At 47.6% G+C, this 23,777-nt stretch carries 14 protein-coding genes; 10 read left to right on the forward strand and 4 right to left on the reverse strand.

The genetic code is table 11. The features are described 5' to 3' along the window. The first annotated feature begins 158 nt into the window (after positions 1-158). From OM95_RS09475 to OM95_RS09480, 3 genes are all read left to right on the forward strand, one after another. Positions 159-500: a rhodanese-like domain-containing protein gene (locus OM95_RS09475; protein WP_291515995.1), complete on the forward strand. Its 342-nt coding sequence runs from the start codon at positions 159-161 to the stop codon at positions 498-500. Positions 501-622: 122 nt separating this feature from the next. After that, entirely contained in the window at positions 623-748 is a 126-nt protein-coding gene (locus tag OM95_RS17230) for a hypothetical protein (protein ID WP_291515997.1), read from the forward strand. A gap of 159 nt (positions 749-907) precedes the next feature. Continuing rightward, a complete protein-coding gene (locus OM95_RS09480; RefSeq protein ID WP_291515999.1) occupies positions 908-3,523 on the forward strand; it encodes a UvrD-helicase domain-containing protein in 2,616 nt (871 codons plus the stop codon). A 46-nt stretch (positions 3,524-3,569) separates the two neighbouring features. On the opposite strand, the gene OM95_RS09485 is transcribed toward OM95_RS09480, so the two are convergent. After that, positions 3,570-4,859 (reverse strand): tetratricopeptide repeat protein, encoded by a 1,290-nt coding sequence (locus OM95_RS09485; RefSeq protein WP_041873024.1) that lies wholly within the window; start codon positions 4,857-4,859, stop codon positions 3,570-3,572. Between the two features lie 213 nt (positions 4,860-5,072). Here OM95_RS09485 and OM95_RS09490 point away from each other — a divergent pair, with 213 nt between their 5' ends. Together OM95_RS09490 and OM95_RS09495 are read left to right on the forward strand one after the other, a co-directional pair. Continuing rightward, positions 5,073-6,575 (forward strand): methyl-accepting chemotaxis protein, encoded by a 1,503-nt coding sequence (locus tag OM95_RS09490; RefSeq protein WP_291516001.1) that lies wholly within the window; start codon positions 5,073-5,075, stop codon positions 6,573-6,575. Positions 6,576-6,971: 396 nt separating this feature from the next. Beyond that, positions 6,972-7,943: a hypothetical protein gene (locus tag OM95_RS09495; RefSeq protein ID WP_291516003.1), complete on the forward strand. Its 972-nt coding sequence runs from the start codon at positions 6,972-6,974 to the stop codon at positions 7,941-7,943. A 43-nt stretch (positions 7,944-7,986) separates the two neighbouring features. On the opposite strand, the gene OM95_RS09500 is transcribed toward OM95_RS09495, so the two are convergent. Further along, a complete protein-coding gene (locus tag OM95_RS09500; protein ID WP_291516004.1) occupies positions 7,987-8,856 on the reverse strand; it encodes a hypothetical protein in 870 nt (289 codons plus the stop codon). 605 nt (positions 8,857-9,461) lie between these two features. Here OM95_RS09500 and OM95_RS09505 point away from each other — a divergent pair. After that, positions 9,462-9,668, forward strand: a complete 207-nt coding sequence (locus OM95_RS09505; RefSeq protein WP_041873031.1) for a hypothetical protein — start codon at positions 9,462-9,464, stop codon at positions 9,666-9,668. After that, positions 9,658-12,648 carry a hypothetical protein gene (locus tag OM95_RS17235; protein WP_291516006.1) on the forward strand — a complete coding sequence of 997 codons (2,991 nt, stop codon included), beginning with the start codon at positions 9,658-9,660 and terminating at the stop codon, positions 12,646-12,648. Before OM95_RS09505 ends, OM95_RS17235 begins: the two co-directional genes overlap by 11 nt. 24 nt (positions 12,649-12,672) lie before the next feature. Here OM95_RS17235 and OM95_RS09515 read toward each other — a convergent pair whose 3' ends face one another. Next, on the reverse strand, positions 12,673-13,893 hold the full coding sequence (locus OM95_RS09515) for a hypothetical protein (RefSeq protein WP_041873034.1): 1,221 nt from the start codon (positions 13,891-13,893) through the stop codon (positions 12,673-12,675). Between the two features lie 35 nt (positions 13,894-13,928). Here OM95_RS09515 and OM95_RS09520 point away from each other — a divergent pair, with 35 nt between their 5' ends. The 3 genes from OM95_RS09520 to OM95_RS09530 all read left to right on the forward strand — a co-directional run bounded on the left by OM95_RS09520 (position 13,929) and on the right by OM95_RS09530 (position 20,421). Further along, the gene (locus tag OM95_RS09520; RefSeq protein WP_291516008.1) at positions 13,929-16,295 is read left to right on the forward strand and encodes a PQQ-binding-like beta-propeller repeat protein; all 2,367 of its coding nucleotides are present in this window, start codon (positions 13,929-13,931) and stop codon (positions 16,293-16,295) included. A gap of 283 nt (positions 16,296-16,578) precedes the next feature. Next, entirely contained in the window at positions 16,579-19,923 is a 3,345-nt protein-coding gene (locus tag OM95_RS17240; RefSeq protein WP_291516010.1) for an Ig-like domain-containing protein, read from the forward strand. A gap of 57 nt (positions 19,924-19,980) precedes the next feature. Then, a complete protein-coding gene (locus OM95_RS09530) occupies positions 19,981-20,421 on the forward strand; it encodes a hypothetical protein (protein WP_041873039.1) in 441 nt (146 codons plus the stop codon). Positions 20,422-20,451: 30 nt separating this feature from the next. Here the strand turns inward: OM95_RS09530 and OM95_RS17245 are convergent, their stop codons facing one another. Beyond that, positions 20,452-23,691 carry a hypothetical protein gene (locus OM95_RS17245; protein WP_291516012.1) on the reverse strand — a complete coding sequence of 1,080 codons (3,240 nt, stop codon included), beginning with the start codon at positions 23,689-23,691 and terminating at the stop codon, positions 20,452-20,454. Positions 23,692-23,777 lie beyond the last annotated feature (86 nt).

Genomic DNA, 23,777 nt, shown 5'->3' on the forward strand with positions numbered 1-23,777 from the left:
TGAGTATTTTCAATTATAGCTGTATGGGTATATTGGGTTTCAATCTGTGTTTGGACAGTTGGATAAAAGCATTTATGTTTTCGTGCTTTTTTGATGTGAAAATAGGGCGGAAATACAGAAGATGAATAGGCTTTTCAAAAAGAATATGTTGGGGTTTTGTGGGCTTTAGAAGAAATGTTATTGTTGCAGGTTTTCTTATTATGTCATCGTTTGGCTTTCAAGCTAATGCCAAGGATGTCGTCTTAGATGTGCGAACACCTAAAGAGTATTCGGCGGGTCATATTCCTAATGCTCTTAATGTAGATCTTTTAAATGCGAATTTTCGCGAAAAGGTTTCCGAGCTGAGCCGTCAAGATAGTTATAAAGTTTATTGTCGTAGTGGTAATAGATCAGGTCAGGCCATCGCCATTATGCGGGAACTTGGTTTTAAGGATTTAACGAACTTAGGCAGTCTCGAAAATGCGGCCAAGGAGCTGAAAGTGAAACCGGTCGGTGAATAGAAGGGCGACATTGTTTAAGGTAGACAGGTAGTATTCTTCGTAGGAGACTAGCATACCCTGGCTATACGAAGAAAACCGATAATAGTCTGAAACTAGGTCAGCCTGCTTTTAAAAGGAATAAAATGATTACAGATTCCAAGATCCAAAATGAAGAAAAGAATGTGCGATCTAAAACACTTTTAGTGCTGGGTCTGACGTTTCTATTGCCAGTTGTGATCACCTTGATCTTTTTATACATCAACGTTTAGTCTGGTGTTTTTTCATCTTGATACAAGTCTTGGAATAGTCGGAAATAAACCCTTCCAGTTGGACTAGTCCTTAAGTATAGATTTGTTTGAAAAATCTAGTTTCGGCGCGATCGTAGCTTCTAAATCACTTCGAAAATGCCGATACACCTCAAGCTGTTTATGCATGAGTTATCCCGAACTTCCTCATTATTATGGAATATCCTTACGCTGTGGTTTGGACGGTGGTCGTTGCGTGCTTCAGGTGACGCCATCGTCTTAAAATGGATATTTAAAAGTAGGCAATGGGACGTGGTTGAAACCGAAGAAATTCAATATCAGCCGGGATTTTTGTTTGGCTCAGTGACACTGATTGGAAGGTCCGCAGTTTTAAAGTTGGTCGGGGTCGAAAAAGAGACATACGATCGTCTACAGGTTTTTCTAAAAGAACAATCTCAAAGAATACTGTTAAATAATAAGACTCGTATCAACGAGTGCTTCGAGATGAGCGAAGGCTTTTTGCGCTCAGATTTCTATATTAGTGCATCAAAAAAAGATTGTTTTGCACGGAATTGGAACCAAAAATTTGATGAAGAGTTTTTCGTTCTTCTCGGTAAGTTTGATCGCAATCAATCTATAGATGGATCTCACTTCGAAGTCAGTTCTTTACTATTGAAAATCAAAGCGGTTTTAAGTCTTAAATTTCATTTCGAAGAGCTTGTGCGGCAACGTAATGAGGATTTTGTAAAGCAAGAATTAGATCGGCATCGAAAAATCTTTGACAGTGTCGAAGCGCGTCCTTTGACTGAAGAACAGCGCCTGGCCGCTATATACTTTCAAGATGTGAATATTCTAATCGCCTCGGCGGGGTCGGGAAAAACATCATCTTTGGTTGGCAAAGCCATTTATGCTCTTAAGAAGAAGTACTTCGAACCACAAGAAATTCTGATGCTGGCCTTTGCCAGCGAGGCAGCCGAAGGACTTAAGAATCGCTTTGCAGAAGCTTTGGCAAAACAGAATATGCGCATGACTCCGGACATTCGGACTTTTCATTCTTTGGGAATGCTGATAATTCAAACGGTCGAAGGGGCGAGACCTCAGTTGGCTCCTTGGGCGCATAAGGGCGATCTTTTTAAAACTGTTCTTGAAGATATTGTGAAGGAAGTCTGTCTGGATCCCGCGCGTGATGCTGAAATGACTTTGCTTGTTTCAACACTGATGTTTGGGAATGCCACAAGTTATGAGCAGCGTGTCTACTATCAAGATTTATTTAATGACGATTTATCTGACACGATGGAAATGAAAAACAGCGCTCGCGAAAGAACTCCGTCTTTAAGGACTTTAAATGGAGAACAGGTTCGGTCATTGGAGGAGCTGATCATCGCAAATTGGCTTTATTTGCACAACATTAAATATGTGTACGAAAAGGAAACGGAAATTCTCAGAAATGGCGAAGAGCAAGGAACACGCCGTCATTTCAATCCGGATTTTTATTATCCTGATGTGGATGTTTATCACGAGCACTTCGCTTTGGATAGAAACGGCGAAGCGCCGGCTTTTATTGGCGAGAAGTATGTTTCAATCGTAGAGTGGAAAAGAAAGTATTTTCAAGAAAGTCAGACGCGTTTTTTTGAGACTCATAGTTCGATGTTCTTAGATGGCAGTGTTTTGCCCTTTTTAAAAGCGCAATTGAGCACTTTCGGTTTGAATCCTGAGCCGAAAAACCTTGATTCGGAATCTGCTGAATTTGCGGAAGCAAAAGACGCTCTGATTGGACATTTTGCGACGATTATTAAGCAGATCCGCAATCAGGGCAAGACATCCCAGAATCTCGACGTGAAACCATTTGATTTTTTGAGTCAGGCATTTCACAACTTGGTTCTTGCGGTCCTCAAAAGATATGAGCACGCCTTAAGGAAAAACAATCTTATAGATTTTGAAGAGATGCTAATTAGGGCTTCACTTTATGTCGAGAATAGAGCGTATAGAAGTCCCTATAAATTTATCTGTATTGATGAATTTCAGGACATTTCTCAAGGGCGCAGACGTCTGGTGAAGGCTCTTCTAGACCAGCATGCCGAGGCGTCTTTGTTCGCTGTCGGCGATGATTGGCAGGGGATCTATCGCTTCGCCGGAGCGGATTTGGACATCTTTACGCGGGCAGAAAAGTATTTTGGTGTGACACAAGAGCTTTTTCTGACAAATACATTTCGAAGCAATCAAGGAATTGCTGATGCTGCCTCTTGGTTTGTGCAAAAGAATCCTCTGCAAAAGAAGAAGGCCGTGGTTGCCCATGACAACAGAAGGAAAGGTGTTTTGGATGTTTTGAGCTATGACTCGGATTATGGAGCCTTCCCAGAAATCGAAAAGCAGTTACAGGTCTTAGCAAAAGAACTCACCGCTAAAAATGAGCGAGCCAAAGTATTTATTTTAAGTAGGTATAACTACTTGCTTCCGCATCCCAGCAAAATACGTGAGTGGAACAAGGTATATTCGAAAAATCTGGAAATCTTAGGAACGAGTTTTCATGGCTCCAAAGGCCTTGAAGCCGACTATGTATTTATATTGGGTATGAACAGTGGTCCCATGGGGTTTCCATCCATAAAAAATGATCATCCCTTTGTGCAAATGTACATGCCAGAAGCGGACGTCTTTCCTTATGCCGAAGAACGACGCCTTTTTTATGTCGCCTTAACAAGGGCGAAAAGAAAGGCCTTTTTATTGACTAGGAAGGGAATACCTTCGCTATTCTTGCAGGAACTTTTAGAGATCCCCAACGCCAACACCTATTTCTCTTAGTTGATCATTCGCGAAGTGACCTCTTTTTCTTGTGGGCGGCATTTTCTTAAAGAATAAGATAACCCAAAATGTCTTCGAACTGGCCTTTGGGTTCGTAAGAGTTTCTTAAAAGCTTGCGGAATTGTTCCTGATTGGCGCTTTTAGAAAGAGCCTTAGCGTATTTTTTAGCGGTTAAAATCCAGCTTTCGCGTGCGGGGTAGGCGCCTTTAGAAACCCGTTCTAAGATCACGGCCATCTTGACGGTGTTGACGACAAGAAGTTTCGAGCGGCGGTTTAGCGAATAGCGTAATTGCAGGATCTTCTGGCAAAGGGCGAAGTTTTTTTCACGGATCGCAAAAATAAATTCGATTTGCAGAAGCTTCTGATTCTTTTGGATTTCGCTTTTGCCTCCGGCCAGTTGGCGAGCGCGCTCCAGATGTTTTCGCGCCATGCTAGCGTCCTCGAAATGAAACGCGACCAAAGCCTGTCCATAGTGGGCAACGGCTTCCGTGATTCTGAAGTTACTGCGGCGGGCGTGCCATTCAGCGCGGTGATAGTATTTGCCAGACTGAGAAAAATTCTTGCGCCGGATTTCTAAGCGCGCCAACTGGATATACTTCAACGAAATGCCGCGACGAGGAGAGTGGCGCGTGCGAAGCTCTAAGGCAATAGACTTTCTGAGAAGACTATTGGCCATCATAAAATCGTTTTGGGCGAGGTGGATCTTCGCCTGGCGATAAAGAACCTCTGATCGCAAAAGAGAGTTCGGCGTATCCTGAAGTACTTGCAGGGCTTGTTCCAGGCTTTGTGTTGCCTCGGAAATTTCTCCCAGCATTAAAAATGTAGAGCTTTGATAGCAGAGAACGTGGACCGTCATGCGCGAGTCTTGCACGGCCCGTGACAAAGCCAAAGCTTTTTGCAGATACCGTTTCGCTGAACGATACAGCCCCAACTGATATTTGATGTATCCTATGTGCATGAAAAGCTGGGCTTCCTGATCAGTAGGAAGAGGAACTCCCTCAAACTCCTTCAGGATATTCAAATAAGAGTCCCATTTTTTGGTGGAATGTAAGGCCCGAACGATGTCCTTAGAGAAAAGTTCATCAAGAATTTTGTTTTTGACAAGAACGCGGACCGTTTTTTCGGGGAAGGTGATCTCGTCAATAGGGCACTGAAGAAAATCACTCATTCTTTGCACAGTTTCGGTTTTGACCTTGGTGACATGCCCGTTGACCCATCTTTGGACGGTCTTAATATTCACGGCAAGAAATTCTGCAAGTTGAGTTTGGGTGACTTCTCGCAAGCTAATTTTCTGTTTTAAGGCATCAGAGTTAAGTTGGGAGTAGGTACCAAGCATGATTTATCCTACCTGACCCCCAGGATTATACCAGCTCGAAAATATGATTTTTCAGCCCAAGGGAACGATGTCCTAGATGTCCTAAAGACATTTAGGACATTGGTTTTCGTCAGGGAAAGTGAAAGCGGTTTCGTTTTGTATCTAAAGAATTACGATCCCAGGGCCGAACATTAAGCGTCACACCCCGGTGGATTAAGAATAAAGGATCGCGCAATGAAAAAGTGGAGTCTCAACTTAAAGATAGTTTTTGTCATAAGTATTTTAATACTTGGGAGCATTTGTATTTCCGGAATGAGCTTGTACCAGATGGGAGGCATAAATAGCTCCCTGGAAGAAATCACTGACGTTCGCGTGAAAAGTGTGATGGAGGCAGAAAAGATCCGACAGATCTTTTACACGCAGATTATCAATGAAAGAAATTTTATGATTTACGATACGCTCGAAGGTAAGGCCCGTGTCGCCGAGCTGATTGTAAAAAGGGACAAAGAAATCCGCGATTTGATCAACGAAAGAAAAAAGCATTCCGATCCTCATGCGGCTAAGAATCTTGACGAATTTGTCGCGGTCTATGAAAACTGGCATAAAACAAATGCCGAAGTGGTAAAGCTCATGGTCGGCGGCAAAGAAAAAGAAGGATTGGAGCTTATCCTGTCGAAAGGACGTGACCTGCGTTTGGCCGGAGAAGCAGCCACCGACAAAATGGTTCAGCACGACATAGAAGAAATGAATAAAACAAGAAAAGCGGCTAGCGATACTTATTCCCAAGCGAAAACCCTGACGAGTTTTATCAGTCTGTTATCGATCTTGATTGGTGTTACGATGGCATTCTTGGTTCTTAGAGCGGCAAGCCGGGCGATTCACCAAGTGATTTCGGATTTGCAGGACAACTCGACCCATGTCACGCAGGCGTCGCGGCAAATCGCTTCAGCTTCAGAAGAACTCTCTTCCGCTTCGACCGAACAGGCTTCTTCATTGGAAGAAACCGTAGCCACCTTGGAAGAGCTGACCTCCATGGTAAAACTGAACTCGAGCAATGCCAAAGAGGCGGCAAGACTGGCCAGCCTCACGCGCGAAATCGCCATCAAAGGGGAATCAGAAATTCGTCTCTTGGTGAATTCAATGGGTGTGATTTCCGAGGACTCGCGAAAAATTGAAGAAATCACAAGTGTCGTAGATGATATCGCCTTTCAAACAAATCTTCTGGCCTTGAATGCGGCTGTCGAGGCGGCACGGGCGGGAGAGCAGGGGAAAGGTTTCGCCGTTGTGGCGGAAGCTGTTCGCAATCTAGCCCAAAGAAGTTCTTCAGCGGCTAAGGACATTGCCGATCTTATAAAAGGAAGTGTGGCGAAGATTGAAGTGGGCAGTCAGCAAGCCTCACAAAGTGGTCGAGTTCTGGAAGAGATCGTGAATTCTGTAAAAAAGGTTTCGGATCTTAACTCCGAGATCGCAACGGCCAGTGAAGAACAGTCGCATGGGATCCAACAAATCGGCAAGGCCATGAACCAGCTGGATCAGGTCACGCAAGTCAATGCGGCAACATCCGAAGAAGCGGCGGCTTCAGCTCAGGAACTTTCGAGTCAGTCTGAGAGTCTCTCCAACGCTGTTCATATTCTGATTGAAGCCATCGACGGGGTGAAAGCGGCTGACGTCCCCCGCTTTTTGTCGCATCAAAATGAAGCAGTGGAACCAGCAGCTCCTCAGAGAAAAGTGGCGTAATAGACACTGAAGTTCCCCGGAGAAGACTTTTCAGAGAAATCTTTGGAAGGTCTTCTCGCATTTAAATTCAATTTTTTTTTGTTCGCTTGGTGCCCTATCCCTGGTGGATTTGACTAATCTTTCACAGAAATGCTCCGATAATTCGAGTGTTGATTGAGAGGAAAAGTTCATCCGTATCTATGTGTTTCGGAGAAATTCTGACGATCCTCAGCTGAAATGTCTGAATTTAAAGAGTGGGAGATTGTTTTGAAAGACACATTTTTTTCTTGGTCTTCATGTCTATTGAAACGTCGCCTTTTTCCGAAGCAAGCAAAGGTGAGTGTCCCTAAGAAGAGAACCTCTGAGGCGGGATCCATCCTTGTTCAAGTATTAGTCTTAATTGGAGCTGTCGGATTCATGGCGTCTGTTGTCGCTTCTTTAAGCCAACAAATGAACAAAAGCATGATGCAGTTTAACCTGACCACATCGGTCACACAGATACGGTTGAACTTGCTTGGGACCATCGGGAACGATGACGCCTGGACGGCTACGATAGAACATCCATCGAATGAATCTGTATTCAATTGTTTGAAAAAGGGCAGTCCTGCATGTGTGAACGAGTCTAAACATGCTTTCAAGCTTTATGATGCTTCAAAAACTCTTGTTTACGATTCTACGAAACCGAACAATGGCTTTGCTACAAATGGCACTCCTTGCTCGACCTTCTCAGAGGCCAAGGGCGACGATGCCTGTCCTCTTCGTGTAAACCTATTTTGGGAACCCGTTTGTTCGAGCGATTGCAAACGTCCGCAGGACTTCGTTCGCGTGGAGTTTACTTATAAACCTAAGTCCCAAGATTTGGGACTTCTCTTTAATCCCACAAGACATTCGCTTCGTCAGTCGCGGATTTACCTGTCGAATGCGACCCCCGTGGTGACCTGTGGTGGTGCCGGAAAAATTTATTTACCTACGGGCTTCAACGGATTTAGCGCCGATAGCAATGGGTGCGTCGACCCCGTCGCCTTTCGCGGGCCAGCAGGGCCTCAAGGTCCAGCAGGACCACAGGGACCTGCGGGTCCACAAGGGCCGGCAGGACCGCAAGGACCTCCGGGGCCGTCGGCGGAAGCAGGAGCTGTGGCGTCTTCAGGAGGGGGCGCAGGAGGCACGGCCAGCAGTGGGAGTGGCACAGCAAGCAGCGGGACGAGCAGTCCCCCTGTAAGCGTTCCTGTCAAGGTGACTTGTCGAGTAGAGAGCATAAGTCTTTCAAATAGCGTGGGAATGCCTTCTTGTCCGGGTACCTATGCCATAAGTAGTGTCGCTTGTAGAAACGACGGAGAAAATGGTCATTGTGCCTTTACCTGCATTCGAACTGTTTGCTCTGGTGAATAGTCACGAATAAAGGGCGAAGAAACTTTCGCCCGAGTTCTGCCGATTACTGTCGTTCGTTGCGATAAAGACACGCTTCATGCCCCATATCGCTGGCGTACACGATTTTATCTTTATTCTCATCGTCATTAATATTGATCGTGAAGTTCGACTCTTCCCAAGGCTGAATCACGTAAGCAGGTTGGGGATTTAAAAGTTGACCGGTTGCTTTATTCATCCACTGAGTTGCGGTGTTTAAACTCAAAGTGATTGATCGCGTCCCGTCTCGGAGGGAGTTGTTAATCAACTGGATTTTAAAGTGTGTTCCATAAAAAATATTTGTGACGGTGCCTCCGGTGGCTCGTCCTAATTCTGACGGGTCGAACTCGAAAGGCCCCAGCAGACGATAGTCTACTCCGGCAACGGCCGTACCACCCACTTTTAGGTAGTTTCTTCCCACGGTATTCGTCGGGTATTCCGTCGATGACGATGAAACTAATCGAACGACAAAAGTCAGGATTTCGTCACTTTCACAAACGTCGGCCTTATTGTCACCATAGAGTCCCCCGGCGAGGACGGCGGCTCCGAGTCCTGCGGGGCGAAGAACATCCGAAGTCGAGAACACTTTTGCTCCCGCCATGGCTGTCGTATAAACGAGACCGCGCATCAAATGAGCGTTGTCTCGACTGGCCTGAACGGGATAAGAGGGTTGAGTGGGCGCTGAAGCGGGAGGTGCCGCAGGCTCGGGAATGGATGGGGTCGGATTGTCATCAGCGATGATGTCGGTATTAAGATCTGGAGTGCCAACGCTTGGTGACTGCACACTTTCTTCGATGACTTTAAATTGCATCGGATTGTTAGAACAGTTTTGAAATAGAACCAAAGATGTCAAAATCCCCGGTAATAAGATGAATAGTACTCGACGCTTTGTTTCCATATCTTCCCCCAAAAAAATCAACATGCAAAGATCATGGCCGCCGTCTTGAAGGGTTTATTGGTCTTCTAGCGTTCAAGCCTTAGGCACTGTCTATTTTATAGTTTACATAAAGTTTGGTTGATGAAAATTGTCTAGTTACGTTCTTCCGCATCTTGAGATTCCAATGCTGATGTTTTAATCTCCCAGCGAACATTTGCTTCCATAGATATTTTAATAATGCCGAAAGAGACCTTAGTGAAAGAGGAAGACTTCCCCCCAAAAAAAGATGATCTAAGGCCGCAGGGCCGCATACCAATATAGGTCGGTGTCTAGTTAGAGTAGTCGTATCATCACGGTTCAGTTGTGAGAGTTTCTCAGGAGAACATTATGCTATTTTTGTTCTCTGAGGCCCTTTTGTAGACGAACCTTCCTAAGGTTTCGAAGGAATAAGCCGATACTTTATAGTGTTAATTTTTTAGAACGGATAGGTGCCTCACTACATCCCTTCTTGAAAAAGACGTTAGGAAAATTCAGTCTGGAACGCGACTGTAAATAAGTGGGAGATGAGCTTGGTAAGTAACTTTTTTTTCATAGCACTTATTGCTGTTACAATCTCAGCATGCTCGATGGAAGCAAGTTTAAGTGAATTGAATAAGGCACTTCCTTCGGGTCCCACTGACAACCCCTATAACCGCAAAGAGCCTGATTTTGTAAATGGGGAAACGGTGACCTCTCCTAATAACTACGTGGCAACGGGTGTTTTGGGTGAAATTTCTGAAGCTCAAACTTCCAGCAATGGCTATCAACTCGAAGGAGCTTTTTATGCGCAATAGTGTCACACTTTTGCTTCTCGTACTCTTGCAGAGCTTTTCGGCCTTCGCACAAATTAAAGGCTATACTTTTCAAGGTTCAATCAAAAGACCTGACGGCACTCTGCCGACGGTGACGGGTTTAACCGTTAATTTGAAAATTCTAAATCCGGCGGGCTGTGTGCTTCGCGACGAAGACATCACGGGTGTTAATATCACTAATGGATATTTCACTTTAGTCGTGGGTAAAGGAACGCCGACGGGTGATGATCCCGGTAAAACAATTCAGCAAGTTTTTAACAATGCGGTGAACATCGCAAGTGGTCTTAATTGTTTAGATGCTTCTAATAATGTTATTGCAAGCAATCAAGGCTACAATCCTGGCGCGGCGGATACTAGAAAACTGCGAATGTCGTTAGAGTTAGATGGTAATCCTATCGTCATGGACTTCAATATGCGCAGTGTTCCTTTCGCAACGAACTCTGAAACATTGAACGGTTTCAGTGATGCGAATTTTATCAAGACTTCAGCAAATATCACCCAGACGGCGGTTGAAAACTGGTTCTCAGGTGCGGTGATGGGTCAGCTTTCTGGCGGCACTTACAACGCGCCTTCAGCAACGACAGCTGTGAATGTCACAGGGACCGTCGCCATCGCCAATGGTGGTACGGGTGCGACAAGTGCGGCGGCGGCACGAACGAATCTTGGTTTGGGTGCTCTTTCGACAATGACTCCGACTGGAACACCTGACGGAACAAAATTTCTTCGTGACGACGGAGTATGGACGGCTGTGGCTGGTGGTGGTGGCGCTGTTACCAGTGTAGCTGGCAAAACCGGTGCTGTCAGTTTGGTGGCGGCAGACATAACGGATTTCAATACCGTGACAGACGCCAGAATTTTGGCACAAATGCCAACGTTCTCTGGTGACGTCAGCGGGGCCTACAATGCAACGAGCGTTGACAAGATCAAGGGAAAAACCGTTAGTGCAGCGCCAACAACAGCCGGGCAAGTCTTTAGATATGACGGTACTGATTTGGTGCCAAGTTTTCTTTCGATGTTTGATCTTCGCTCAACAGTCACTGGCGCCAGCACATTCGGCGGCGGGGCTGCCGGTTGTACGGCAGGACAAACTTTAACTTGGACGGCGGCAACAGATAATCTGTCATGTACTAATATCGCTATCACCAGCGGCCAAGTCAGTGGCCTTGCAGCGTCAGCCACAACCGATGTGACAAATGCGGCAAATATTTCTGCGGGCACATTGCCAGCGGGACGCATGCCGGCCCTGACCGGGGATGTTACAACGACGGCAGGAAGCGTGGGGACGACTATCGCCAATAATGCCGTCACTTCGGCAAAGATTGCTGACAGTGCCGTGACTGCGGCAAAATTGGGTTCTGATGTCGGCTCTTGGTCCACAGATGGTACGAATGTGTATAGACTCTCTGGGAAAGTCGGGATCGGAACGAACTCTCCATCAAGTGAACTATCAATTGTAAAAGATGGAAATGATTCCTCTCTTTCATTGGCGGCAGCAGGTACGGGACTTTTAAGTGGTCGAATCAATTCGTACTCAGCGCGAGGGACGATGGCGGCTCCGACCGTGAGTAAAGCACAGGACGTTGGATTTAAAGCCTTCACATATTTTTACGACGGAAGTACTTATCGAGAGGGCACAGGGATCATGGGTATTCTTGAACAAGACGCCGCTTCCGATAGTGTGCCGTCTTCCTTGGTATTTAGAACGAATGCAGGGGCCGGTGGCTTTAGTACGGAACGGGTGCGAATTACTTCGGCGGGGAATGTCGGTATTGGTTCGGTATCTCCGACGGCGAAACTTGAAGTCAACGGCGCTGCGGGGGCAACTCTGAAGATCGTTGACACGAATCAAGGTGCGGGAAAAGTTTTAACTTCAGACGCCAATGGCGTGGCTTCATGGGCCGTCGCGGGCGGCGCCTGGGTGACGTCAGCAAAAACGGCAAACTACACGGTGACCACCGCTGATAAGTCGACCTACTTCAAAGGAACCGGCTCAATCACTTTCACGTTACCTGCTGCAGCCACTGCGGGCGCTGGCTTTATGGTCGGATTTAAAAATGCCGGCACAGGCACGGTCACAGTTCAGGCGAACGGTGCAGAGACTATCAATACCGTGAACTCCGTGGCGCTTTATCAATACGACACTATTATAATCATCTGTGATGGAACGAGCTGGGACTACTTCACCAGTTCTTCAAATAGTGGCAGCCCTACCTTTAATACAGCTCTGCCATTTAGTACGCCCGGCTCTACGACATTCACTATTCCAGCAGGTGTGACACGAATTCGCGTCAGTGTCCTCGGTGCCGGGGGAAATGGCGCTTCTGGAGTCTGGGCCGGCGGCGGCGCAGGTGGTGGCGGTGGCGGATATGCGCACGGTGTTTTTTCTGTCACGCCAGGAGCACAATATACCGTGACCGTCGGTGCGGGCGGGGCAGGCGGGGCTGGCGGCACGTCTTCGTTTGGTTCTTTGATCAGTGCAACGGGTGGTCAAAGTGGAATAAATACGACCGGTGGCGCCGGTGGCACTGGCACTGGTGGGTCCGTGCAACGCAGTGGTGGAAGTGGCGGGAACGGCTATACTGGTAACACCAGCTACTCCGGCGGCGGAGGTGGATCTGGTGGTGGTTTCAATGGCAATGGCGCCAATGGGTTAAGCAGTTCTGGAAATAGCTATGGAGGAAACGGTGGCGCTGGTAGTGGTGGTGCCGCCCTTGGATCCGGCGGTGCAGCTAGCACTAATGGCGTCGATGGTGCGAGTGTAACGATAACATCCTTTACGACCGTTAACAGCGGTGGCGGTGGCGGCGGCAGTGGTTCATGCTACAGTAATGGCAATTGGAAAGGTGGAAATGGTGGTTCCTACGGTGCCGGTGGTGGTGGCGGCAGTGGTGAAAACGGTGGGAATACTTGCTATGGCGGCGGTGGTATAGGTGCCCCAGGCTTTGTGCTCGTCGAGTACTAGCCTCTTGTTGCAAAGGCTGTCACTCTATTGAGTGAATGCATGCGGAGCGACTTCCTTATAGAAGTCGTTCTTGCCGTTTTCGGACATGAGGGTTTGAGGAATTGATAAGCTGTCGCCGAACGCGGAAGAATAGGTGACTCGCTTCGGGCCCTTATGCGGGCTTTTAAGATCTTTGAAGCGAGAGCAGTAAAAGACAAATTTATTAGATTCAGCTAGATCGTGAAATTCAATATCGTCACAATCGCCAAAAATGACGTCATAATGACCGTCACGCAGAGCCGGAAAGGATTCTCTTCGCACCCAATTGATCTTCTCAAGGAATTGATGTGACCCTTGCGCCCAATAGGCTTTTTGTAGAATTTTGAAAGCCGGATCAACAGAGGCGATATCAATCCTTTTACAAACCGAAATAAGTCCTTGAGCAATCTGGCCGACTTCGGAAGAAATGATCAAACAGTGCTTCGCTGGTTTTATCGTACTTGCGGCAAAGTCCGCCGCGGCCGTATAGTATTTGGCGCTGATGTTTTGTCGCAGGCGGGAGTTATGGAAATAGTAATCCGATTTTTTAAAGCTGAATTGTTTGGCGATGTCAAAGACGATCTCGGGCGCTTTTCTTTCGGTGCGCGCAATGAAGTGAAGCTCGCCGTAGCTGGACGATAAATGGATAATTTCAAACTTAGCGTCGTTGCCTAAAAATCGTGTTAAAAAGTATTCACTGTAGCGATAAGGGGTTAGGAACGTGCAGATGAAGAGGCCGCCTAAATAGAGTAAGAGTCCGTTTAAGGTTTTCTTTTGTGGGCAAAGAAACACGGTGGTGAACGCCAAAAGAAGAAGCCAATAGGTATCGATCCAAGAAACGCTGAACGCGGATACCAGACCGGCAAAGAAAAGCAGCCCCTTTTGTGGGCCGGAGAGGCTTCGGGCGTTTGCCCTTAAAAACACGACCGAGGCAACCATCAAAAAGAAGCAGGTTAAAGAAAGAAAGACGGTGTCTAAAGGACCGCCGCGATGGACGCGATAGATTGAAATAAAGACTAGAGTGATCTGCAACACCAGTAGGGCAAGCGCACTCAATTTAGGAGCGAAGAGGTTCTTGAATAGATGTTCGCCGAAGAGCGCTAACAAAAAGCCGGCAAGGGTGGCCCAATGCAACTCGGTCACTCCTTGAATCAGCAGAAGGTGCATCCCAAGCACTAACACAACCAGTGCCGCGGAAGTTGTGATGAGTCGATGATATTGTTGCATTTGCTCTCCAGAATAAGTCTGTTATAGTTTGAAAGATGATCAAGAAGCTTTCAATGTATTTCTCGCTGGACTCTTTCAAGAATCGCCCCGCGCTTTTCGAATTTGGTTTGGCTTTGAATTTTATTCTGTTGCTGTCGGCATTCTTTTGGAAAAATGATGTGCCCTTTATTTTGCAACAGAAGCTGTCCATTTGTTGGCCTTTCTTTGCGTCATGTTATGTTCTAAGGCCTTTTTCTGAAGTCCTTTCCTCCGGTTTTCTATGGGCCATGGTGGCTTGTGCAATTTTCAGCAGTTTTTATTTGCTCAAAGGAAATCAGAAAGCCCATTTCGTTTGGCTTTTTGCAGGGTATTTTTTTAAGGCCCTTTTGTTCGTTCAAGATTATCGATTGATGGGGAATTATCATTGGATGCCCTTTTGGTGTGTGCTTATTTACCTTTTTGCGCGCAACAAGGAGTCCCTGTTAAAAGTTATCATCGTCTTGTTTTACTTCTTTGCCGGCGTATTGAAACTTTCGAAAGAGTGGATTTCAGGAAGTGCAATGCTGATGGCGCCGTTAAATCATGTGGTGCCCATCGAGGTACTAACAGTTTTTGTCATTGTTCTAGAGCTTTTGTTAATTTGGTTTTTGTTTTCCAAAAGATTTCACTCCGCCATTTTAATTTTGCTATTTTTCTTTCATCTCTATTCCTGGCATCAGGTTGGATACTTTTATCCTTTAGTGATGTTCTTTCTTTTGACGATTTTTGTTTTTGGTCAGAAGTATGGCTCGGCTATTTGGCATGACCTGAGACAGGAAAAAGCAGGGGCGATTTTATTGGGGATTTTTGTAGGCTTGCAGTTTCCCGGATATCTTATTCGCGGGGATGAAGCTTTGACCGGCGAAGGGCGCTATTTTTCTTTGAACATGATCGATGCGCACTCGCAGTGTCAGGGATATCTTTTCTATCAGCAGAAGCAGCAGTGGACCGAATTAGCCTTGAACGATAGATCTGGTACCTTTCGGACCATCAGAATTCATTGTGAACCCCTGGTGTACTGGCAGTTTGCCAAATCCAAATGTCGGGAACTCAAGTCGGGGGGATTCGATGGCGAAGCGCATTTATACCTTTTTGCGAAACGATCGTCAGATCAACAGTGGACCTCATTGATCCAGGAAAAAAATGTCTGTGCTTCACGTAAAGAGTCCCACGCTCTGAAACCTCACGATTTTGTGAATATTCAGGAAAGTGAGACATTTGCTGAAGGTGTCGCACCTGTCGTTCACGTCAATGACTCTTTGTCGCCTGAGGTGAAAGGCTCTTTGTCTGAACATTTTTTAGGTGGGCCGGAACGCAACAATGTCTTTAGCGCATCGGTAGGAGCTGTTTTACAAACCAAAAAGCTGATTCAGTTCAACTCAGGTGTGCACACAGCGGCGAAGTCGACACCCGTAGCCGATGAAACTGGATTTTATGTTGCTAGTGATAGCGGTCGTCTAACGAAGTTTGACTGGGACGGAAATATACTTTGGAACTTCATCTTTCAGAACACACCGCTCGGAATTCACTCGACGCCACTTCTTTGGGATAAAGCTATTTTTTTAGGAACTTACTCCGGTGATTTCTACAAAATTGATAAAATGACCGGGGATCTTATCTGGGTTCGTAAACTAGGAGATGCGATCGGTGCTTCGCCTTTGCTGTCGCAGAATATGCTGGTGATTAACACCGAATTTAATAGTTTGAAACGATGGGGCGGGATGCTGGTGGCTTTAGATCCGCAAAGTGGATCTTTAATATGGCGGTCGGATCTTTTTCCGGATCAATCCCATTCATCGCCTTCGGTTCTAGGTCAGAATTTATATTTTGGTAGTAATGATGGAAAAATCAGAGTCGTGGATCTTGATAACGGCAAAACAAAGGCTGAGTATTCCGTACATGAAGAGCCGATCAAAAGCAGTGTTCTTGTAGCTGACCATTCCCTGTATTTCTCTGATTGGAAACGGGGTCTGGGAAAGATGGATCTGAATGGTAAAATCTTGTGGCAGCTTGAAGACGGGGGACAGAATATGTCAACGCCTCTTTGGGATCCGCAGGGCAAACATGTTTTTTATGGGAATAGTCAGGGCCTTCTAAAGAAAGTAAATCCTTCGGATGGAAACGTCGTACAAGAGTGGAAGACCGGCGAAAGAAGCATCAAATCAGGACTGCTTCAGCTTGGAAAAGATCTGTTTTTTGGTTGCGGTGAAGACGAACTCTGTCAATTGAACACCGACAACGATCAAATTCATAAAATCAAACTGGACGGGAGAGTCACGGCGACACCCATCTTTTATGATGGCAAATTAGTGGTAGTGACGGATGCGCCGGGCTCACTTTGGCTTATCCGCTTTGATCGCGGAAAAAAAGGTCTTAAGAATTAGCAATAAAGCTCTTAGAAGAGTCTTTCCTTGAAGGAAAGCTTTTGGCGGGTCGGCGCGCTCACGCAGCGAGCAAAACTTTATGCCAACTTATTCAAGTTCCCCAAAAGATGGTCCGATATTTTTGAGTGTTCTTCTTTTTCATTGGAGAGAGATGTCTCAAAATTGCCTGTTTTTTCTTGTATTTTTGCTAGCCCTGATTTCGTCGGGCTGCGGGATTGAGGTTTCTCTTTCGAGCTTCGAGAAGAATTCGGGATTTTTAGGTGTAGAATCAACCCCTCGCTTCGTGAATATTGATAATGTGGCAACCTTCCCCATTTCAGGACTTTGTCCGATGGGGGCGACGCAAGTTGTTTTGGCGGTGGCGGATTCAGATCCTTTGATCGAAACAGTACTGCCTTGTGTGGAGGGTGTCTTCAGCGGACATGTCGACCTTTCTACGCTGCCAGAAGGGCCGTGTGTACTTCTTTTTACTGCTGACAACGGGAGGTCTCGTTCATGGGTTGTAACCAAAGACACCACTCCGCCTTTGGTGCAGCTAGATGTGCTTGTTAGCTACATAAATCTAGATAACGTTGAAAATTTTTTTGTCAGCGGAACTTGCAGTGAAAGCGGTCAATTTGTTTATATCGAAGGCGGTCTTTTAAGATGGCCGATTTTATGCGGTGGTGGAAGCTTTGGCATTAATTTGAACTTGGTTTCGTTAGCTGATGGTGTCGTCAATCTGAGTGCTCAGCTTGCAGATGTTTCTGGAAATGAAAGTACGCACAGCCGAAGCACGCAGAAAGACACAATTCGTCCTGATGTTGCACAGCTGGCAAGTCTACCGACATCGCCTTCGCCGCAAATTTATCTTTCGTCCTCTGTGGCGGGGGTTGATGTCAAACAGTATGCCTATAAGGTGGGACCAGCTAGTAGTGTCACTTGTTCCGATATCGCAACGGGGTACGGAATTTGGGAAAATGTTGAGAATGTTCTGGCAGCTGATATTTCTGGCCTTGCCGATACTCTTCTTAAGCTTTGTGTTTGGAGTAAAGACGTCGCTGGAAATCGCCAGGCGGCGGAAGATATTTATGAATATACGTGGCAAAAAGATAGCAGTATCGCGATGGCGACGATCAGTGATTTTGTCCCGGCAGGCATCGTCAGCAACAGTGGTGTGGATCGGACTGTCACTATTGGGGGACCAAGCATCACCCATTATAAAGCAGTGGTGTTGCACAATCAGTCCACCTGTACCGGCGCCAATTTTACCTCAGCCCCTGAAGCCGCCATTAGCACAAGTTATACTTTTTCTATTGCTGCAGACGGAACTTACCTGGTCTGTGCTTTGGGAAAAAATGTAGCTGGCCACTGGCAAAGCGAGTTCTCCGCGACGGCGTCGAATCTCTTAGTAGTTGATCGAGTGCCACCTTCCTTAGTGTTGACCTCCACCGCAGGAAGCACGTTTAACACGCCGACAATGTCTGTGACGGCAACGTTTTCAGAAAACGTCGCGGGATTCACACTCAGTGATATTTCAGTTACGAATGGTGTGGCTTCCGAATGGGTCGGATCCGGAACAACCTATAGCTTTACGGTAGCGCCTTCCGGTCAGGGCCCCATTTTGGTGTCCGTAGGCGCAGCGGTGGTCACAGATGCTGCGGGAAATGCCAATGTGGCGGCGGCAAACCTGCTTAGAATTTATGACAGTGTATCCCCCATGCTGTCTCTTTCAAGTTCTGCCGCAACAGAATTTAATACTTCAACGATGACGGTGACGGCGACGTTTTCAGAGGATGTGACAGGTTTTGCATTAGACGATGTGAGTGTCACAAATGGTATCGCGTCGATGTTAAGCGGTTCCGGCGCAATTTATAATTTCGTGGTAACGCCGTTGGGACAAGGCTCCGTAACTGTCGCCATCAGTGATCGTATCGCCTTAGATGCCGGCGGTAACGAAAATGCGGCGGCGACAGATCTGACGCGAATTTATGATAGTGTGGCACCTACAATCACAGGTCTAAGTGATGATGGCACTTGGAGAACTTCTAAGACATGGAACTGGAGTTGTAGTGAGACCTGCACCTTCAGGCACCTCGTCGATATGAGCGCAGTCAGCACGCCAGCGACTTCATTTAGTTCTACGACAACGGCGACACAAAGCTCTGGCTCTGGAACGTATTATTTGCATGTCCAGGCCCAAGACAGTGCCGGCAATAGCTCCCTGGTTCACGTGTCTGCCAAGATTGATAGTGTGGCGCCGGCGGCGCCTTCGGCCCTCGTCGATCAGAGCTATCTATCGTCTCTCACGGCCAGTCCGGTGGTTACTTTTATCTCTGGAAGTGACAGCGAAAGCGGACTTAATAGACATGAAGCTCGGATCGTGAAGTTAGCCGATGGGACGCCTCTGACCTCTTGGGAAAACTTCACTACAGGTGGAAGCTTTTCGGGATTACCACTTGCCAATAACACCGCTTATGCCGTTGAAGTCAGAGCGGTCGATAATACGGGAAATGTGTCATCGATAGTTCAAGGAGATGGTTGGATCGCAGATACCACCGCTCCCACTACCCCTGCGGATCTGTTGGCTGGAGCTGTGCCGGATAAATTAACAGAAACCCCTCCGTTGTCATGGACCGCGTCGACGGATGCAGGGGGGGCTGGTGTGGCTTATTATGAGGTGAAGATTTTCAGGACCTCGGATGACGTTAGCATGAGTTCGTGGACACCGCTGGCGAGTGGTTCAGCGGTGACGGGTCTTTCTTTAGATTTAAACACAAGTTACTATTTTAAAGTTCGGGCTTTTGATAATGCCGGCAACATGAGTGGTGAATCGGCGGCACGCTTGTGGACAAGCATGAATGATCCATGTCCGGCGAATTATATTCTTGTGCCCGCGATGGCAGGATATGCCAATCAAAATTTCTGTGTTGCCAAGTATGAAATAAAAAATATTGGTGGTGTGCCCACATCCCAGGCCAGTGGTGCTCCTTGGACTTCTATTCTTCGTGGTGAATCCGGAGGAGGGGGCGCCTGGAAGGCTTGCCGAGATCTCGGGTCTAAGTATGATCTGATCTCCAATGCTCAATGGCAGGCCATTGCGAGAAATATCGTGATGGTGAATGCAAATTGGTCCGGTGGAAGTGTTGGTTCTGGAAGTTTGAATACTGGCCATAGCGACGATTCTCCGTCAGCGTCTCTTGCCGCAGACACCGATGATAACAATGCTTGTGCGGGAACGGGGCAGTCTTGCAGTAGTTCCGTATGGAATCTACAACGTCGTACACACGTTCTTTCCAACGGCAGAGTCATCTGGGATTTTGCCGGCAACGTCGCCGAGTGGATTCGCGACGACTACTTATCTATGGGTTGGAATCCGGTCCTGCCCGAAACCGCAGCTTGGACAGAGTTAAGCACTCTTTCTCCTACCAACCAAGCCATATTAGGTTCTGCCAATGGAGCCTGGAATTCAGCACAGGGATTAGGCATGGTTATTCCGCTGTCCAATGGTCAAAACGGTGTCCTACGAGGAGGTTGTTGGTGGAATGGAACCAGTCTGGCGGGAGTCTTCTTTGCGCATTTAGGTTGGCCTAATATTTCCGGATGGGAAGGTACAAATATTGGCTTCCGCTGCGTCTATGTGCCGTGATGTGTAACGGATCTTTTTATTTTCCTAAGAGCCCCGCAACTGCTAGCATTTTTGCATATGTCGAAAGTTAATTTTTTAAAATCCGCGATTGTAGTTAGTGTGCTAGTCTTTCCGCCCATGCTGGGCTCTGTGGCTTTTGCGAAAAGAAAATCTCCGCCGAAGGCGTACAGCTTTATTGCAGAAGGTGGTAAAGCTTCCCAAGGGGAGTGTGATGGGGAACGTAAATTGCCCCGTTTAAAGCGGCTCAAGGACTTTGCGAAATTCAGCTCTTACATGGGCTCTGAACTACAGACTCCTGAGCTGAAGGGAAAAAGTGATGGTGAGATGTGGAAGCATTTCTTCCGCTCCAAAGACATATGCAATTCTGTTTTATCTAAAACACCCTCATCCATAGTTGACGAGACACTTAAGAAGAACAAAGCTGAACTTCCTCCCGAGGATGATTCCGAGGACGCAGAGGATGAATCAGGACAAGTCAGTCCTGCAGAAGCGGAATAAAGCGAAAATCTCGGCTTCAAGGCCGTCGGGTTACCAAGCCGCTTTGATCATGATCGTGGGGCGATGGCATTGCCCGGTCCCCACACTTGAGCGGCCATAAAGATAAAGATGGGCTTCGTTTTCTTCAAAGCCCAGAGTTCCCCACAGATCCACCCAGCCGCTTGAAGCTTTGACGAAGGTGCCGGAACGAGAAATTTCCGTGGCCGTGAGTTTCACAATACTCGCATCGTCTTTTTGATAAACGACCGAGGCGTAGGTGGTGCCACCATTTGTGTTCTGCATCCAGCAAGAAAGTTTAATATAGAGTTTTGTGTATCCCGCGGCTTTCAGATCGGACCATGGGATGAAGCCGCCATTATTGGAAGGCCCCGCGGCGACATCGCTGGTTGTGGTGAAGTCGTACATGCCACCACTTGATAGGGGAATATAGGTCGCATTAGTTTGTGAACGAACAGCACCGTTGACTTCCAGAGCTGTCGTGGGATTTGTTGTGCCAATACCGACTTTGCCTGAGTTCTGAAAGATCACACTGTTGCCTAAACTTGTAGAGCCTGTCCAAAGTGGCACGTAGCTGGCCGTCCCGCTGCCAACACTGGCCGTCGTTGTTCCGCCGGCCCACTCGATAATAATAAATCCATTAGATCCGTTGACGCCGCTGGAAGCACCATTCGGTCCACCAGCGCCGCCGGCACCGATGCTGCCAGTAAGAATCTGACCCGGTGTGACGGCCATAGTTTTGATGGCCAGTCCGCCCCAGCCTCCGTCGTAAGTGCTGCCATCTCCACCATACGCCCCTGAGCCCACAAGGTTGACGTCACCGCCAGTAGCCGAACCTGGCGAACTGCCATTACATCCACCGGAACCACCGAAGGCGGTGATCGTGCTAAAAGTTGAAGCGCCGCCGTGGCCGCCTGAGGCGGTATTCGCGGCACAACCTCCGGCCCCAGCCCCGGCGACGGTCACACGAATTTGGGAAACGCCGGCAGGCACAGTAAAACTCATAGCGCCCGGGCTCGTAAAATATTGGCGTTGTGATAAATTAATTCCTAAAGAACTCCACGTCGCGCCATTGCAGAATTCCATTTGTGGAATCGATGAGTTGTAGCGAATAGCGCCGGCGTTGGCGGGGACACAGGCCGTGCCCTTGTTGCCAGCGCGGATTTCGCCGTTCACATCGAGTAGGACCTGGGGGGTTGCAGTACCGATTCCAAGGCTGCCACTATTAGCGAGGGTCATCGCCACGATGTCATTGGTTTTAAAATTCAAAGCGTTGTTATCAACCGTTCCTAAGGTGGCGGTTCCCGCAAAAGAATTTCCGCCGTTAAGAAAGACCGCACTTTCTGTGAAGGCGGTACAAATCATCATTCCCGAAGAATCAAAGGTCAAAATTTTGCCTACACCACAGTTAAATGTCGTCAGCGAATTGCCGGTGCCATCTGAAGCGACCAATCGGTTGGCGATGAAAGAGGTTGCCGCTGTTCCCCCTTTGTTAACAGGTACGACAGAAGGAAAGTTCGCAGGATCTGCCGAGATAGTCCCCGAAGAAACCGCAATGCCGGCGCCGATTTGCACTGCCCCTTTAGCCGCAGTTGTCGCATCACTGATAGAAATCGCCGGAGTCGAAGATCCCGAAGTCACAATAATCGGAGCCGTGCCTGTCACATTTGTGACAGTCCCGAAGTTTGGAGTGATCCATTCTAAACCCGATGCTTGTGCAGAATTTGCCGAAAGAATTTGGCCATTGGCCCCGACAGGAAGACGAGCGTTGTTTGTGGCATCCCGAACTAAAAGGTCCCCCTTCATTGCCAAAGGCGAAAGTCCGTTGAAAGCGGCAAGCGCAGAGGTTTGTCCAGTTCCGCCATTGGCAATCGGCAACGTTCCGGTCACTTCATCCGCAAGATCGACGGAAGAACTGTTGCTGGCCGCCGTTAAACGACCTTGGGCATCGACGGTGATATTTGCCCGTGTGTACGAACCTGGTGTCACGGCGGTATTTGCAAGAGAAACAGTCCCGGTGCCAGTAATGGGTCCACCCGTTAAGCCTGTTCCTGTCGCGATATTTGTGACAGTGCCCCCGGTATTGTTGTCGCCAGCAGGAAGCCATTTCACACCGTCGTATTTTAATATCTGACCTGAGGTGAGTCCGGTAGTGTCAATCTCAACCCCTTTGATTTTGTTAACGGAAACGGCTCCGATAGTGCCACTGACATCTCCAGCAACCGAGACGTTGATCGACTGACACTGAAAGCCAAACACCGCGCTCCAGGTCATAGTTTGATGAGGCAAACAGCCCGCTGAACTGACATATCCGTCGAAAGTCGATTTCAAAAGATAGGTATTTAAGGTGGCACTCAGATTGGTCACATCACCCATCGAGATTCCCGCGCCCCCCCATTGGGTGCCGTCAAACTTGAAATATTGACCTGAACTCGGCGCGACGGCTGAAATCAAAGTGTTTTGCAGTTTCGCTACAGAAGGATTTGGATAAGTCCCGCCTAGATCACCTCCAGCAGTTCCTTTCGGAGTGCGGGCGTCGCTGAAGCGCGTGTCATCGCCGGCAGCAACTGTTCCGGCACTGATGCCGACATTCAAGGTCATTAAAGGTGTCGACGTGTTATTGGTAATCGTAAGATAGGAATTGGCAGAGGTGACACTCGTCACCGTGCCGCCACTGGCGCCGCTAACAGGAGCACAGAGTAAAGCAGAGCCGTTCCATTTCAGAAACTCGTTGGTGGCACAAGTCGGAACTCCCGTTTTGACGACAAAGTCATTTTCGGTCTTTGTGCCCAATCTTTCTGCCGATCGCGCGTAAGCAGAATAAGGCACGGAACGAATTTCATTCGATGGCGAGATCACTTTCCATCCCGCTCCGTCATGAAATTGCACTTTTAAAAGCCGGATATCCCCGGAGCCAGGTACATACGGAGCACCACCGCCATAACAGATTTGCGCCTGCGAGTTATTGAACGCATCTAAAAGAGTAAAAAGAGGATCGGTGGGAAAGAGCTTTGTTCCGGAACCGATGGGAACGTCAAAAACACCACGTGAATTCAACATGCTGACGCCATCTTTTTGTTCGCGGTATATCACGCAATTTCCGTTGGGACTGGTGATTTCAAATAGAAAGCTGACGTTGTTATGCTCGAGGGGCTGACCGTCCGTATTGACGATGCGACCTTGATACGTCAAAGCATTAGGTGACGCAAAAGCGGGTGAACCTAATAAAATCAGAGCGCCAAGAATAATAAACAAGCACGTCCCGGTATTCATAGCTGTAAGGCTTATCGGTGCTTGGAAACACTTTATTAAGTGATTTATGAATTTGCCGTCTTAATATGGGGCGAGAGGGCCCTCAT

The sequence above is a fragment of the Bdellovibrio sp. ArHS genome, assembly GCF_000786105.1.
GTDB lineage: Bacteria > Bdellovibrionota > Bdellovibrionia > Bdellovibrionales > Bdellovibrionaceae > Bdellovibrio.

Coding starts and splice junctions, on each gene's coding strand:
- OM95_RS17235 (WP_291516006.1), top strand. CDS start 9,658: ATGCGCAATAGTGTCACACTTTTGCTTCTCGTACTCTTGCAGAGCTTT.
- OM95_RS09520 (WP_291516008.1), top strand. CDS start 13,929: ATGATCAAGAAGCTTTCAATGTATTTCTCGCTGGACTCTTTCAAGAAT.
- OM95_RS09485 (WP_041873024.1), bottom strand. CDS start 4,859: ATGCTTGGTACCTACTCCCAACTTAACTCTGATGCCTTAAAACAGAAA.
- OM95_RS09515 (WP_041873034.1), bottom strand. CDS start 13,893: ATGCAACAATATCATCGACTCATCACAACTTCCGCGGCACTGGTTGTG.
- OM95_RS09500 (WP_291516004.1), bottom strand. CDS start 8,856: ATGGAAACAAAGCGTCGAGTACTATTCATCTTATTACCGGGGATTTTG.
- OM95_RS09505 (WP_041873031.1), top strand. CDS start 9,462: ATGGAAGCAAGTTTAAGTGAATTGAATAAGGCACTTCCTTCGGGTCCC.
- OM95_RS09495 (WP_291516003.1), top strand. CDS start 6,972: ATGGCGTCTGTTGTCGCTTCTTTAAGCCAACAAATGAACAAAAGCATG.
- OM95_RS09480 (WP_291515999.1), top strand. CDS start 908: ATGCATGAGTTATCCCGAACTTCCTCATTATTATGGAATATCCTTACG.
- OM95_RS09490 (WP_291516001.1), top strand. CDS start 5,073: ATGAAAAAGTGGAGTCTCAACTTAAAGATAGTTTTTGTCATAAGTATT.
- OM95_RS17230 (WP_291515997.1), top strand. CDS start 623: ATGATTACAGATTCCAAGATCCAAAATGAAGAAAAGAATGTGCGATCT.
- OM95_RS09530 (WP_041873039.1), top strand. CDS start 19,981: ATGTCGAAAGTTAATTTTTTAAAATCCGCGATTGTAGTTAGTGTGCTA.
- OM95_RS17245 (WP_291516012.1), bottom strand. CDS start 23,691: ATGAATACCGGGACGTGCTTGTTTATTATTCTTGGCGCTCTGATTTTA.